The organism is Pseudomonas sp. (genome assembly GCF_033723075.1).
Lineage (GTDB): Bacteria > Pseudomonadota > Gammaproteobacteria > Pseudomonadales > Pseudomonadaceae > Aquipseudomonas.
Window position 1 is genome coordinate 93,483 of the sequence record NZ_JAWVXU010000013.1, and the last position, 14,201, is coordinate 107,683.

Below are 14,201 nucleotides of genomic sequence, written 5' to 3' on the forward strand. Positions count from 1 at the left end.
CCTTGGTTAAGTCGAGGGCGGGGCCGTTCAGGGCCTGGCATAGTCGCGGTCGCCAAACAGGGCGGTACCGATGCGCACCCAGGTAGCCCCTTCGGCAATGGCGGCCTCAAGGTCATGGCTCATGCCCATGGACAGGGTATCGAGGTCCAGGTTCAGCTTGGCTTGCAGCTGTGCCAGGCGGGCAAAGGCGGCCTGTTGCGTCGCACGGTCGTCGCTTGGCTCGGGAATTGTCATCAATCCACGCAGCTTGAGGTTGGGCAGTTGTGTAACAGCCTGTGCCAGTGCTGGCAATTGTTCGGGGCTGCAGCCTGATTTACTGGCCTCGCCACTGACATTCACCTGCAGGCAGATATTCAGTGCCGGCAGGTGCGATGGGCGCTGCGCGGACAGGCGTTCGGCGATTTTCAGGCGGTCCACCGAATGCACCCAGTCGAAGTGCTCGGCGATTGCCCGGGTCTTGTTCGATTGAATGGGGCCGATGAAATGCCAAATCAAGGGCAGATCGCTCAACTCGAGCTGTTTTTCCAGGGCTTCCTGCAGGTAGTTCTCGCCGAAGTCACGCAGCCCGGCCGCATGGGCCTGGCGAATCGCCGCAGCGGGTTTGGTTTTGCTCACTGCGAGCAGGTCAATCGTTGCACTATCTCGCCCCGAGGCTTGCGCCGCCTCACGGATGCGTGCTCCGACCTTTGCAATATTCTCTGCTATCGTGGACATTACTCGCGCCAGCCGCCTAGTGTTCGCGGCATTCTACCTGCTTGCTTGTCATTAGGGAGTCCCATGGATATCACTGAGCTGCTTGCCTTCAGCGCCAAGCAAGGCGCGTCGGACCTGCATCTCTCTGCTGGTCTGCCGCCGATGATTCGGGTTGACGGCGATGTGCGCCGGATCAATTTGCCGGCCCTGGATCACAAGCAGGTGCATGCACTGATCTACGACATCATGAACGACAAGCAGCGCAAGGATTTTGAGGAGTTCCTCGAGACCGACTTCTCTTTCGAAGTGCCTGGCGTCGCGCGTTTTCGGGTCAACGCCTTCAATCAGAACCGTGGCGCCGGTGCTGTGTTCCGCACCATTCCATCCAAGGTGCTGACCATGGAAGACCTCGGCATGGGCGAGGTGTTTCGCAAGATCACCGACGTGCCGAGGGGCCTGGTGCTGGTCACCGGACCCACAGGTTCGGGCAAGTCGACCACCCTGGCGGCGATGCTCGATTACCTCAACGGCACTAAATACCAGCACATCCTGACCATCGAAGACCCGATCGAATTCGTCCACGAGTCGAAGAAGTGCCTGGTCAACCAGCGCGAGGTGCACCGCGACACCCTGGGCTTCTCCGAGGCGTTGCGCTCGGCGTTGCGCGAAGACCCGGACATCATTCTGGTCGGCGAGATGCGCGACCTGGAGACCATCCGCCTGGCGCTGACCGCCGCGGAAACCGGCCACCTGGTATTCGGCACCCTGCACACCACCTCGGCGGCCAAGACCATCGACCGGGTGGTCGACGTGTTCCCGGCCGAGGAAAAATCCATGGTCCGCTCCATGCTGTCGGAGTCCTTGCAGGCGGTGATCTCGCAGACCCTGCTGAAGAAGGTCGGCGGCGGTCGGGTGGCGGCCCATGAAATCATGATCGGCACCCCGGCGATCCGCAACCTGATCCGCGAGGACAAGGTGGCGCAGATGTATTCGTCGATCCAGACCGGCGGTTCGCTGGGCATGCAGACCCTGGATGCCTGCCTGAAGACCCTGGTCGCCAAGGGCCTGGTCACCCGCGACAATGCGCGGGAAAAATCCAAGACCCCGGAAAACTTCTAATCCTTATCTGGCCAGCCGCAAGGCTGGCCGAGACCCAGATCGCTGGCGAGGCACGCGCCCCAGCAACTGGTGGTTGGCCAAGCGCGTGACGGTGATGGGCGAGATAACGCATGGAATTCGAGAAACTGCTGCGCCTGATGGTAGAAAAAGGCGGCTCCGACCTGTTTATCACTGCCGGCGTACCGCCGTCGATGAAGGTAAACGGCAAGATCATGCCGGTGACCAAGACCCCCATGTCCCCCGAGCAAACCCGGGAAACCGTGCACTCGGTGATGAACGAGCAACAGCGCCGCGATTTCGCCGAGAGCCACGAATGCAACTTCGCCATCAGTGCCCGCGGGGTCGGCCGTTTCCGTGTCAGTGCCTTCTACCAGCGCAATCTGGCGGGCATGGTGCTGCGCCGCATCGAGACCAACATCCCGACCCTGGATGACCTCAAGCTGCCGGAAATCCTCAAGAAGCTGGCGCTGACCAAGCGTGGTCTGGTGTTGTTCGTCGGCGCCACCGGCACCGGCAAATCCACCTCGCTGGCGGCGATGATCGGCTACCGCAACAAGAACAGCAGCGGCCACATCATCTCCATCGAAGACCCGATCGAGTACATCCACCAGCACCAGAGCTGCATCGTCACCCAGCGCGAAGTCGGCATCGACACCGAGTCCTTCGAGGTGGCGCTGAAGAACACCCTGCGCCAGGCGCCGGACGTGATCCTCATCGGTGAGGTGCGCACCCGCGAAACCATGGACCATGCCGTGGCTTTCGCCGAAACCGGCCACCTGTGCCTGGCCACCCTGCACGCCAACAACGCCAACCAGGCGCTGGACCGGATCATCAACTTCTTCCCGGCCGACCGGCAGAACCAGGTGTGGATGGACCTGTCGCTCAACCTCAAGGCGATCGTCGCCCAGCAACTGGTGCCGACCCCGGACGGCAAGGGCCGCCGCGCGGTGATCGAGGTGCTGATCAACACCCCGCTGGCCGCCGACCTGATCCGCAAGGGCGAGGTGCATGAACTCAAGGCCCTGATGAAACGGTCCACCGAACTGGGCATGCAGACCTTCGACCAGGCGCTGTACAACCTCTACAGCCAGGGCGAAATCACCTACGAAGATGCGTTGCTCTACGCCGACTCGGCGAACGATCTGCGCCTGCTGATCAAGCTCGGCTCGGAGGCCGACGGCGACCACCTGGCCCACCTGAGCGATGGTCTGTCTCTGGAAGTTGCCCCCGAAGACCCGGGCCGGCGTTTCCGCTGAAGTGATTCGATCCAGCCCGCGCTCGCGGGCTTTTTTCAGCGAGCGGTAAACCCTGCGCGGTCTTGCCGGTCTCATTCGTACCATTGAGCAGCGCAGGAGCAAGGCATGGACGTAAGACAGGACACCCACAGCAAGGTCATCGGTTATCTGTTGTGGATCTTCGGTTTTCTCGGTGCGCACCGCTTTTATTACGGCAAACCGGTGACCGGCACCATCTGGTTCTTCACCCTCGGCCTGCTGTTTATCGGCTGGATCATCGATCTGTTCCTGATCCCGGCGATGGATCGCGAGGCCGATCTGCGCTTCACCGCCGGCGACACCGATTACAACGTCGCCTGGATCTTGCTGACCTTCCTCGGCATTTTCGGCGTGCATCGCATGTACCAGGGCAAGTGGATCACCGGGATCCTCTACCTGTTCACCGGCGGCCTGTTCCTGCTCGGTGTGCTCTATGACTTCTGGACGCTGAACGAGCAGATATCGATCAAGAACGCCCAGCGCGGCTGATCGTCAGGCACAAAAAAGCCCGCCAATCGGCGGGCTTTTGCGTTTGGCAGGTTCTCAGGCCTGGTAGCTGATGCGTCCATCCACCAGGGTGTAGCGCACCGCGCCGGGCAGGCAATGGCCGATGAACGGGCAGTTGCTGCCTTTGGAGTACCAGTTTTCCCCGGCCAGGGTCGAGGCTTGCGGGTCGAACAGCAGCAGGTCGGCCGCTGCGCCCACGTTCAGGCGGCCGGCGGGCAGGCGCAGGGCCTGGGCCGGGCCGCTGGACAGGCGCGCGAGCAGGCTCGGCAGGTCGAGCAGACCGTCTTCCACCAGGCTCATGGCCAGCGGCAGCAGCAGTTGCACGCTGCTGATGCCCGGTTCGGTGGCGCCGAAGGGGGCCAGCTTGGCGTCGCGTTCATGGGGCTGGTGATGGCTGGCGATGGCCGAGATCACCCCGCTCTTCAGCGCCTCGCGCAGTCCGTCGCGGTCGGCGCGGGTGCGCAGTGGCGGTTGCACGTGGTAGAGACTGGAGAAGTCGCTCAAGGCCTCATCGGTGAGGATCAGCTGATACAGCGCCACATCCGCCGTCACCGGCAGGCCGCGGGCCTGGGCGTCGGCAATCAGTTGCGCGCCACGGGCACTGGTCAGTTGGCTGAAGTGAGCGCGCACGCCGCTTTGCTCGACCAGCAGCAGGTCGCGGGCCATGGCCACGGTCTCGGCGGTTTCCGGGATGCCGGCCAGGCCGAGGAAGCTGGCCGTAGGGCCTTCGTGGGCCAGGCCGCCCTCGGCCAGATCGTGATCCTGGGAGTGGAAGATCACCGTCAGGTCGAAGGTGGCTGCGTATTCCAGGGCGCGGCGCAGGGTGCGGGTGTTGCGGAAGCTATCCAGGCCGTTGCCGAAGGCCACGCAACCGGCGTCGCGCAGGGCCACCAGTTCGGCCAGCTGTTCACCGTCCAGGCCTTTGCTCAACGCGCCTATGGGGAAGACCTTGGTATGACCGGCCTCGCGGGCGCGGTCGAGGATCAGTTCGGCTACCGCCGGGGTGTCCAGCACCGGTTTGGTAAAGGGCGGGCAGCACAGGCTGGTAACGCCGCCGGCGGCGGCGGCCAGGGTTTCGCTGGCGATGCTGCCCTTGCGGCTGTAACCGGGCTCGCGCAGGGCGACGGACAGGTCGACCAGGCCGGGCGCGGCCACCAGGCCCTGGGCGTTGATGATTTTCTCCGCGACGAAGCCGGCGGGGGTCTGGCCGATGGCAATGAGCTTGCCGCCGTCGATGAACAGGTCGGCGACCTGGTCGAGGTTGCTGTTTGGGTCGATGACGCGGGCGCCAAGGATTGCGATGCGCATCAGTTGGATTCCTCGGCTTCCTGGTTGAGTTGACGCTGGGCATTCTGCCCGCTCATGGCCATCGACAGCACGGCCATGCGCACGGCGATGCCGTAGGTAACCTGGTTGAGGATCACCGATTGCGGGCCATCTGCCACTGCCGACTCGATTTCCACGCCGCGATTGATCGGCCCCGGGTGCATTACCAGGGCATCCGGCTTGGCCAGGGCCAGGCGTTGTTCGGTGAGGCCGAACAGGCGGTAGAACTCGCCCTCGCTGGGCAACAGGCCGCCGGTCATGCGCTCACGCTGCAGGCGCAGCATGATCACCACGTCGACATCCTTGAGCCCGGCCGCCATGTCGCTGTAGACGGTCACGCCGTACTGCTCGATGCCGACCGGCAACAGGGTCTTGGGTGCGATCACGCGGATGTCCGGGCAGCCGAGGGTCTTGAGTGCCAGCATGTTCGAGCGGGCCACCCGCGAGTGCAGGATATCGCCGACGATCGCCACCGAGAGGTTCTCGAAGCCACCCTTGTGCCGGCGGATGGTCAGCATGTCGAGCATGCCCTGGGTCGGGTGGGCGTGACGGCCGTCGCCGCCGTTGATGATCGCCAGGTTCGGGCACACGTGCTCGGCGATGAAGTGCGCGGCACCGGAGTCGGCATGGCGCACCACGAAGATGTCGGCAGCCATGGCCTCGAGGTTGCGCAGGGTGTCGAACAGGGTCTCGCCCTTGCTGGTCGAGGAGGTCGACACGTTGAGGGTGATGACGTCGGCGGACAGCCGCTGGGCGGCCAGCTCGAAGGTGGTGCGGGTGCGCGTGGAGTTCTCGAAGAACACGTTGCACACGGTCTTGCCGCGCAGCAGCGGGACTTTCTTCACCGCCCGGGCGCCGACTTCGAGGAAGGAGTCGGCGGTGTCGAGAATTTCCGTCAGCAGCTCGCGCGGCAGGCCGTCGAGGGAGAGGAAGTGGCGCAGTTGACCTTGGTCATTGAGCTGCAGCGGGCGCTTGGCATCCATGGGTGTCATCGCGATCATTCTCGGTTGGCCAGCGTCTGGAGTTCGAGTGTCAGCGGCGTGGGGCCGGACAGTTTTACCCGCTGATCGGCGGCCAGCGACAGACTGGCGCCGACCACGTCGGGGCGGATCGGCAGTTCGTGGGCATTCAGGTCGAGCAGGCAGACCAGGGTCACGCTGGCCGGGCGGCCGTAGTCGAACAGTTCATTGAGCGCAGCGCGGATGGTGCGGCCGCTCATCAATACGTCGTCGATCAGCACCAGGTGCTGGCCTTCGATCTCGAACGGCAGCTCGGACGGCTGCACTTGCGGGTGCAGGCCATTCTGGGTGAAGTCGTCGCGGTAGAAGGACACGTCGAGGATACCCAGCGGCGCCGGATTGCCCAGACTCTCCAGCAGAGCTTGAGCGACCCACACACCACCCGTGCGGATGCCGATAAAGCGTGGTTCGCTGATCTGCCGCCGATTGAGATGGTTGATCAGCGCCGCGGCCATTTGCGGCAGCAGTTCGGCAGGGTTGGGTAGGCTCATGGCAACACTCCAGATACAGACTCGGCGGGCGGTCAGCCCGAACAATTTTCTTCTAGCCAGCCTTGCAGTAGTAGTGCGGCGGCCAGGGCGTCGACCGGGCGTTCGCGATAGCCACTGTTCTGCCCCTGTTGCAGGCGCTGGCCCTTGGCTTCATAGGTGGTCAGGCGTTCGTCGTGGGTATGCACGGGCAGGTTGAAGCGGCCGTTGAGGCGCCGAGCGAATTTTTCCGCGCGGTCGCTCATCTCGCTTTTCGTGCCGTCCATGTTCAAGGGTAAGCCAACGACTATGGCGTCCGGCTGCCATTCCTTGATCAGGGCTTCGACTTTCTGCCAGTCCGGCACGCCGTTCTGAGCCTTGAGGATGCACAGCTCGCGGGCCTGACCGGTGATTACCTGGCCGACCGCAACGCCGATCTGCTTGCTGCCGTAATCGAAGCCCAACAACAGTCGCAGCGGTTTACCCTCGGCCATCAGGCGTGCCCGGCTTGCGAGGTGAGCAGGCTGAGGTTGACGCCCAGGCGCGCGGCGGCGGCGTTCAGGCGCTGATCGAAGGGCAGGTCGAAGAGGATGGCGCTGTCGGCCGGGCAGGTCAGCCAGGCGTTGCCGGTCAGCTCGGTTTCCAGCTGCCCTGCATCCCAGCCGGCATAGCCGAGGGTGATCAGGTATTTTGCAGGTCCCGTGCCGTCGGCAATGGCGAACAGCACGTCCTGGGAGGTGGACAGGCCCAGTTCGCCGAGTTCCAGGGTGGCCTGGAATTGCGGGCCGGCCGGGTGCAGGACGAAGCCTCGATCGGTCTGCACCGGGCCGCCGGAGAAGATCGGCAGGTTCTGGCAGAGCACCGGCGGTTCGTCTTCGGGTCGCAACTGCTCAAGCACATCGGCCAGGCTGAGACCGTTCGGGCGGTTGATCACCAGGCCCATGGCGCCCTGCTCGTTGTGCTCGATCAGGTAAATCAGGGACTGTGTGAAATGCGGATCGGCCATGTGCGGCATGGCAATCAGGAACTGGTGCTTGAGGTAGCTCGGGTTGGCGTCTTTCATGGGCATTAGTTTCAGGCCTGGAGCCAAGAGCTTCAAGCTTCAGGCTGCAAGCTGCAAGAAAAAATCCGCGGTGAGTTGGCCGCTTCAGTTGCTCGACAGGCGGTCGCCGCGTTCGAAACGCCAGGTGCGGATGATTTCCAGACGGTCGATATCGGCCAGGTCACCGGTGAACGGGGCGTAGGGTGCGGCCAGGCGCACGATGCGCAGGGCAGCCTGGTCAAGCAGTTGCTGGCCGGAGGACTGCAGTACCTGGACTTCGTAGAGGGTGCCGTCGCGGTTGATCGAGACCAGCACGCGCAGGCTGCCGTAAATCTGCTGGCGGCGTGCATCGTCGGGGTAGTTGAGGTTGCCGACCCGTTCAACCTTCTTGCGCCACTCGTCCTTGTACCAGGCACCCTTGTCGCGCATGGTCGAGGCCGCGCTGAGGCGGTGGATCTTCGGTCGTTTGGCGTACTGCTGGATGTCGTTGGCCAGTTCGGCTTCCAGGCTGGCAATTTCCGCAGAGAGCTGCGCGCTGTCGAATACCGGTGCCGGCGGGGCCTTTGCGGTGGGTTTGGCTGCCTCGCGCTTGACCGGGGTCTTTTGCTGTTGCGGGGCGCGGGTCGCTACCGCGGCTTTCGGCGCTTCCTGGCGCACCGCCGGTTGCGGCGGGGCGGCGGGCGGCGTCACGCGCTTGACCTGGGTGTCCTGGAACAGCGCCTGCTCGGTGGTTTTCGGGGCCGCCTTGTGTTCCAGGGTGCCGCTGCCCTGCTGGTTGTCCTGGGCGAGAAAGTCGGCTTCCTTCGGCTTTTCCTCGCTCTTGAAGGTCGACAGGGTGATTTCCAGGGTTTTGCTGATCTGGCTGGGCTCGGCCAGGCTGAAACCCAGGCCGAGAATCAGCGCGGCATGCAGGGCTGCGGCGAGGAACAGGGTAAAGCCCAGCCGGTCCGCTGGGCGGACGCCAGCGGCGGGTAGATCGGATGGGGTGGTGGCTGCGTTCATGCTGTTTCGGGTCTGCTCAGGTTGCCGCGCAGTCTGACGGCTTGGGGCCGCCAGCTGCAAGCGACACGCTCGAAGCTGCTACGTGCGTCAAGCTTTCGGCTTGGCTTGCAGCTTGCCTTCGATGGCATCCATCAGGCGTTCGCCGATGCGGGTGTCGTACGCGGCGTCTATCTCGCGGATACAGGTCGGGCTGGTCACGTTGATTTCGGTCAGGTAATCGCCGATCACGTCCAGTCCGACGAACAGCAGGCCTTTCTCGCGCAGGGTAGGGCCGACGGCAGCGGCAATCTCGCGGTCGCGCTCGTTCAGCGGGCGGGCTTCGCCACGACCGCCGGCGGCGAGGTTGCCGCGGGTTTCACCGTGTGCCGGGATGCGTGCCAGGCAATAAGGTATGGGTTCGCCATCGATCATCAGGATGCGCTTGTCGCCTTCGATGATCGCCGGCAGGTAACGTTGCGCCATTATTTGTTGTGTGCCGTGGGCGGTTAGGGTCTCGAGAATCACCGAGAGGTTGGGATCGCCCTCGCAGTGACGAAATATCGAAGATCCGCCCATACCATCCAGGGGTTTGAGAATGATGTCACGTTGCTCTTTGGCAAACTCGCGCAGAATGTCGGATCGGCGACTGACCAGAGTCGGTGGCGTGCAGAGGGGGAACTGGGTAGCAAACAGCTTCTCGTTGCAGTCGCGCAGACTCTGGGGGCGGTTGACCACCAGTACCCCGGCTTGCTCGGCCTGTTCCAGCAGGTAGGTGGAATAGACGAATTCGTTATCGAAGGGTGGATCCTTGCGCATCAGGATCACATCCAGGTCGGTCAGCGCGACGTCGCGCTCGGCGCCCAGTTCGAACCAGCGCTCGGGGTCATTGAATACGTTGAGCGGGCACAGGCGGGCACGTGCTTCGCCCCTGGCCTGGTAAAGGTCTTTCTGCTCCATATAGAAGAGCGACCAGCCGCGCGCCTGGGCGGCAAGCAACATGGCCAGCGAGCTGTCTTTTTTGAAGGCGATCTGGGCGATGGGGTCCATGACAATGCCGAGGCGAACGCTCATGGGGGAATTTCTCCGTGAAAGCAGCAGTTTAAAAGGGTGTCGGGACGAGCATGTGGCGTCAGGGTGGCGCTGGGAAGGCGGGGGGTCAAGGAAAAAACCCTGGCCCTGCGCGGCTTATAGCTTGCATGGGGAGAGTGTGCTAAAAAGGCCCGACGATTGGGTTGCAGCCCGTCGGTGATAAGGCCTCAGGCGCACTGATTAGAACGCAAAAATAACGACTCACCGAGGCGATGGTAGGGCAAACATGGAACAGCATTCCGAGGGTTTGAGGGTAATGGTGATCGACGATTCGAAAACGATTCGTCGTACCGCGGAAACCCTGCTGAAGAAGGTGGGTTGCGAGGTAATTACCGCAGTTGACGGTTTCGATGCCTTGGCAAAGATCGCCGATACCCATCCAAATATTATTTTTGTCGACATCATGATGCCGCGGCTCGATGGCTATCAGACCTGTGCCTTGATCAAGAACAACAGTGCTTTCAAATCCACCCCGGTTATCATGCTGTCCTCCAAGGACGGCTTGTTCGACAAGGCCAAGGGGCGCATCGTTGGCTCCGATCAATATCTGACCAAACCTTTCAGCAAGGAAGAGTTGCTTGGAGCGATCAAGGCCCATGTCCCTAACTTCACCCCGGTGGAACAGGCATCCTGACGTCTGCCGGATAGCGGTAGACGCCTCTTTATGTATTGGGAAACACCATGGCTCGAATTCTGATTGTTGATGACTCGCCGACCGAGATGTACAAGCTGACCGCCATGCTGGAAAAAAATGGCCATCAGGTGCTCAAGGCGGAAAATGGCGCGGACGGGGTTGCCCTGGCGCGACAGGAAAAACCCGATGTCGTGTTGATGGACATCGTCATGCCGGGCCTCAATGGTTTCCAGGCGACCCGTCAGTTGACCAAGGACGCCGACACCAGCCACATCCCGGTGATCATCGTCACCACCAAGGATCAGGAAACCGACAAGGTCTGGGGCAAGCGCCAAGGCGCCAAGGACTACCTGACCAAGCCGGTTGACGAAGAGACACTGCTGAAAACCTTGAATGCCGTATTGGCCGGTTGATGCCGTGCCAGTAACCCAATAAGAAGAAGGCCACGGTTGGCATGTCCGACGCGCAGACACCTTTTCAAGTTCTCTTCGATATCGACCAGCGTTGTCGGTTGCTGGCGGCTGGCTTGCCGTTGCAGCAGGCCGCCGTGCAAACCTGGAGCGGTATCGGTTTTCGCATGGGCGAGCGGTTTTTCGTCGCGCCCATGGGCGAGGTCGGGGAAGTCCTGCATGAGCCGCGCCATACCTTGTTGCCCGGGGTTAAAAGCTGGGTCAAGGGCGTGGCCAACGTGCGCGGTCGTCTGCTGCCGGTGATGGACTTGTGCGGCTTCTTCGGCAACGAGTTATCGCCGCTGCGCAAGAAGCGGCGGGTGCTGGTGGTCGATCACCAGGACGTATTCGCCGGACTGACGGTCGATGAAGTGTTCGGCATGCAGCATTTTCCGGTGGATACCTTTTCCGAGCAGCTACCGCCGCTCGAAGCGGCCATAACGCCGTTCATTCATGGCGTCTTCCAGCGCGAGCAACCCTGGTTGGTGTTCAGTCCTCATGCGTTGGCTCAGCACCAGGGGTTTCTCGATGTTGCGTTTTAACAATTTTTCGGTTGGGTCGGCTTTGCCGGCCTGTTGGGGTGGTGTGGGAACCGTAGCGCGGTCGGTCCAGGCGGGGGCCAGATAATGAAAAAACTCAATGCAGGCAATTTATTCGCGAGTACGCGCAGCAGTACGTTGATCGCCGGGCTGTTTATCGTCCTGATCGTCTCCATCGTGTTGTTGTTTGCCAACTTCGCCTACATCAACACGCAATCCAACTACGATACGGAATACATCGGCCACGCCGGTGAGCTGCGGGTTCTGTCCCAGCGTATCGCCAAGAACTCCACCGAAGCTGCCGCCGGTACCGCCGAGGCCTTCGGTCTGTTGCGCGAGGCGCGCAACGACTTCGAGAGCCGTTGGGGTTCTCTGACCGACGGCAATCAGGAGAGTGGCGTGCCCTCGGCGCCAGAGGCCGTGCAGGTGCAGATGACGGCCGTGCAGCAGGACTGGGACAGTCTGCGGCAGAACACAGACGCCATTCTGGCCAGCGAGCAGACGGTTCTGTCCCTGCACCAGGTGGCCGAAACCCTGGCGGAAACCATTCCGCAGCTGCAGGTCGAGTACGAAGAAGTGGTCGACATCCTCCTGGAAAGCGGCGCGCCGGCCGCCCAGGTTTCGGTGGCCCAGCGCCAGTCGCTGTTGGCCGAGCGTATTCTCGGTTCGGTGAACAAGGTACTGGCCGGTGATCAGGACTCGGTGCAGGCGGCCGACATGTTCGGTCGTGACGCCAGCCTGTTCGGTCGGGTCTTGAGCGCCATGCTGGAAGGCAACGCGGCGATGGAAATCGCCCAGGTCGATGACGCGGAAGCGCTCGAGCGCTTGGCGGAAATTTCCGAGCTGTTCGAGTTCGTCTCCGGTTCGGTAGACGAAATTCTCGAGACTTCGCCGGAGCTGTTCCAGGTGCGTGAGTCGGCCAACGGTATTTTCACCGTTTCGCAGACCCTGCTGGATAAAGCCTCCGAGCTGGCTGCCGGCTTCGAAGACATGGCCGACGGCCGCGCCATCAACACCCTGGCCGGTTATGTCCTGGGTATTCTGGCGTTGGGCTCGATCATCCTGATCGGTATCGTCATGGTGCGGGAAACCAACCGCCGCCTCACCGAGACCGCCGAGAAGAACGAGCGTAACCAGGCGGCGATTCTGCGCCTGCTCGACGAAATCGCCGACCTCGCCGATGGTGACTTGACCGTTGCCGCGACCGTAACCGAAGACTTCACCGGCGCCATCGCCGACTCCATCAACTACTCCATCGACCAGTTGCGCGACCTGGTAGTGACCATCAACCTGACCGCCGTTCAGGTCGCTGGCGCCGCCCAGGAAACCCAGGCCACGGCGATGCACCTGGCCGAAGCTTCCGAGCACCAGGCCCAGGAAATCGCCGGAGCATCGGCGGCGATCAACGAAATGGCCGTGTCGATTGACCAGGTATCGGCGAACGCCTCGGAGTCCTCCGCGGTAGCGGAACGTTCGGTAGCCATCGCCAACAAGGGTAACGAAGTCGTACACAACACCATCACCGGCATGGACAACATCCGTGAGCAGATTCAGGACACCTCGAAGCGGATCAAACGCCTCGGTGAGTCGTCCCAGGAGATTGGTGACATCGTCAGCCTGATCAACGACATTGCTGACCAGACCAACATCCTCGCCCTCAACGCGGCGATCCAGGCCTCCATGGCCGGTGACGCGGGCCGCGGCTTCGCCGTGGTAGCGGACGAAGTACAACGCCTCGCGGAACGTTCCTCGGCGGCGACCAAGCAGATCGAGGCGCTGGTCAAGACGATTCAGACCGACACCAACGAAGCGGTTATCTCGATGGAACAGACCACTTCCGAAGTGGTGCGCGGTGCCCGTCTGGCGCAGGACGCCGGGGTGGCACTGGAAGAGATCGAGAAGGTATCCAAGACCCTTGCGGCCCTGATTCAGAACATCTCCAACGCGGCGCGCCAGCAGGCGTCTTCGGCCGGTCACATCTCCAACACCATGAACGTGATCCAGGAGATCACCTCGCAGACCTCGTCCGGTACCACGGCTACCGCCAAGAGCATTGGTAACCTGGCCAAGATGGCCAGTGAGATGCGCAAGTCGGTTTCCGGCTTTACCTTGCCGGAAAGCGGCGAACAGGCATAAGCGAGCATGGGGTGGCGGCCTTGTCCGGTCGCTGCCCAGCGCCTATGGCCATAAGCGAGAGGCACGACATGCAGTCAAGCGTCTGGGCCTTGCAGCCGGTGGTAGACATGTCTGCTGGCGAATTTCGCGCCTGGCAGACGTTGCTCGAAGAGCGCACCGGCATGGTGATCAGCGAGCAGCGGCGAGCATTTTTGCAGACCAACCTGAGTGCGCGCATGCGTGAGCTGGGGGTGGTGGATTACGCCAGCTATTTTCGGCAGGTCACGGATGGCCCACGCGGTGCAGTCGAGTGGTCGACCCTGCTGGACCGCCTGACCGTGCAGGAGACCCGTTTCTTTCGTCATCAGCCATCGTTCGACGTGCTCGAGCGCTACCTGGGCGAGCGACTGCAGCGAGGATTGAGCCGTCCCTGGGAATTTTGGAGTGTGGGTTGCTCGAGCGGTGAGGAGCCTTATTCATTGGCGATCACGGCGGCCGAAATGCTGCGTGACAGCGAACAGCCCGAGCACTTTGGCGTGACCGGTACCGATATCAGCCTGAACGCGCTGAGCATGGCGCGCGATGGCCAGTATGGCGCACGCAAGCTGGAACAAATCGATACGGAGCTGGGTCAACGCTACTTTGAGGCCCAGGCCGATGGGCGTTTCAAGGTGGTACCGAGCCTGGCGGCGCGAGTGTGTTGCGCCAGGCTCAATGTGCTGGAATTGGCCAAGGCGCCAATGTCCGGTATGGACGTCATTTTTTGTCAGAACTTGCTGATCTATTTTCGTCGCTGGCGTCGCCGCGAGATCCTCAACCGTCTGGCCGAGCGTCTGGCGCCGGGTGGTCTGCTGGTAGTGGGAGTGGGGGAAGTGGTCGGTTGGCAACATCCGGAGTTGACTCCGGTTGCCGATGAGCGAGTGCTGGCGTTTACCCGCAAGGGATAG

Annotated in this window: 16 protein-coding genes; 8 read left to right on the forward strand and 8 right to left on the reverse strand. The window is 62.4% G+C overall.

Annotated features, from left to right (window positions below):
* Positions 1 to 27: 27 nt before the first annotated feature.
* Positions 28 to 714, reverse strand: coding sequence for a YggS family pyridoxal phosphate-dependent enzyme (locus R3355_RS16265; protein ID WP_318962104.1), 687 nt, complete (start codon positions 712 to 714; stop codon positions 28 to 30).
* Positions 715 to 777: 63 nt separating this feature from the next.
* Between R3355_RS16265 and R3355_RS16270 the strand changes: the two genes are divergently transcribed.
* The 3 genes from R3355_RS16270 to R3355_RS16280 all read left to right on the forward strand — a co-directional run bounded on the left by R3355_RS16270 (position 778) and on the right by R3355_RS16280 (position 3,575).
* The gene (locus R3355_RS16270) at positions 778 to 1,812 is read left to right on the forward strand and encodes a type IV pilus twitching motility protein PilT (protein ID WP_318948617.1); all 1,035 of its coding nucleotides are present in this window, start codon (positions 778 to 780) and stop codon (positions 1,810 to 1,812) included.
* A gap of 110 nt (positions 1,813 to 1,922) precedes the next feature.
* Entirely contained in the window at positions 1,923 to 3,068 is a 1,146-nt protein-coding gene (locus R3355_RS16275; RefSeq protein ID WP_318948616.1) for a PilT/PilU family type 4a pilus ATPase, read from the forward strand.
* 105 nt (positions 3,069 to 3,173) lie between these two features.
* The gene (locus R3355_RS16280) at positions 3,174 to 3,575 is read left to right on the forward strand and encodes a TM2 domain-containing protein (protein WP_318948615.1); all 402 of its coding nucleotides are present in this window, start codon (positions 3,174 to 3,176) and stop codon (positions 3,573 to 3,575) included.
* Between the two features lie 54 nt (positions 3,576 to 3,629).
* Here the strand turns inward: R3355_RS16280 and R3355_RS16285 are convergent, their stop codons facing one another.
* The 7 genes from R3355_RS16285 to gshB all read right to left on the reverse strand — a co-directional run bounded on the left by R3355_RS16285 (position 3,630) and on the right by gshB (position 9,499).
* The gene (locus tag R3355_RS16285) at positions 3,630 to 4,901 is read right to left on the reverse strand and encodes a dihydroorotase (RefSeq protein ID WP_318962105.1); all 1,272 of its coding nucleotides are present in this window, start codon (positions 4,899 to 4,901) and stop codon (positions 3,630 to 3,632) included.
* On the reverse strand, positions 4,901 to 5,911 hold the full coding sequence (locus R3355_RS16290; protein WP_318947610.1) for an aspartate carbamoyltransferase catalytic subunit: 1,011 nt from the start codon (positions 5,909 to 5,911) through the stop codon (positions 4,901 to 4,903). The genes R3355_RS16285 and R3355_RS16290 overlap by 1 nt, the downstream gene beginning before the upstream one ends.
* A gap of 5 nt (positions 5,912 to 5,916) precedes the next feature.
* Positions 5,917 to 6,429 (reverse strand): bifunctional pyr operon transcriptional regulator/uracil phosphoribosyltransferase PyrR, encoded by a 513-nt coding sequence (gene pyrR / locus R3355_RS16295; protein ID WP_318947611.1) that lies wholly within the window; start codon positions 6,427 to 6,429, stop codon positions 5,917 to 5,919.
* A gap of 32 nt (positions 6,430 to 6,461) precedes the next feature.
* Complete coding sequence (ruvX, locus tag R3355_RS16300; RefSeq protein ID WP_318947612.1) at positions 6,462 to 6,899, reverse strand: Holliday junction resolvase RuvX; 438 nt, start codon at positions 6,897 to 6,899, stop codon at positions 6,462 to 6,464.
* On the reverse strand, positions 6,899 to 7,468 hold the full coding sequence (locus tag R3355_RS16305; protein ID WP_318962106.1) for a YqgE/AlgH family protein: 570 nt from the start codon (positions 7,466 to 7,468) through the stop codon (positions 6,899 to 6,901). The genes ruvX and R3355_RS16305 overlap by 1 nt, the downstream gene beginning before the upstream one ends.
* Positions 7,469 to 7,552: 84 nt before the next feature.
* Positions 7,553 to 8,449 (reverse strand): energy transducer TonB, encoded by an 897-nt coding sequence (locus tag R3355_RS16310; RefSeq protein WP_318962107.1) that lies wholly within the window; start codon positions 8,447 to 8,449, stop codon positions 7,553 to 7,555.
* A gap of 87 nt (positions 8,450 to 8,536) precedes the next feature.
* On the reverse strand, positions 8,537 to 9,499 hold the full coding sequence (gshB, locus tag R3355_RS16315) for a glutathione synthase (RefSeq protein WP_318962108.1): 963 nt from the start codon (positions 9,497 to 9,499) through the stop codon (positions 8,537 to 8,539).
* A gap of 244 nt (positions 9,500 to 9,743) precedes the next feature.
* Here gshB and pilG point away from each other — a divergent pair, with 244 nt between their 5' ends.
* The 5 genes from pilG (at position 9,744) to R3355_RS16340 (ending at position 14,201) form a co-directional block, all read left to right on the forward strand.
* On the forward strand, positions 9,744 to 10,151 hold the full coding sequence (gene pilG, locus R3355_RS16320) for a twitching motility response regulator PilG (protein WP_079203716.1): 408 nt from the start codon (positions 9,744 to 9,746) through the stop codon (positions 10,149 to 10,151).
* Between the two features lie 47 nt (positions 10,152 to 10,198).
* Positions 10,199 to 10,564, forward strand: coding sequence for a twitching motility response regulator PilH (gene pilH / locus R3355_RS16325; RefSeq protein WP_318947616.1), 366 nt, complete (start codon positions 10,199 to 10,201; stop codon positions 10,562 to 10,564).
* Positions 10,565 to 10,605: 41 nt separating this feature from the next.
* Complete coding sequence (locus R3355_RS16330) at positions 10,606 to 11,142, forward strand: chemotaxis protein CheW (protein WP_318962109.1); 537 nt, start codon at positions 10,606 to 10,608, stop codon at positions 11,140 to 11,142.
* 84 nt (positions 11,143 to 11,226) lie between these two features.
* A complete protein-coding gene (locus R3355_RS16335) occupies positions 11,227 to 13,275 on the forward strand; it encodes a methyl-accepting chemotaxis protein (protein WP_318962110.1) in 2,049 nt (682 codons plus the stop codon).
* 68 nt (positions 13,276 to 13,343) lie between these two features.
* Complete coding sequence (locus R3355_RS16340) at positions 13,344 to 14,201, forward strand: CheR family methyltransferase (protein WP_318962111.1); 858 nt, start codon at positions 13,344 to 13,346, stop codon at positions 14,199 to 14,201.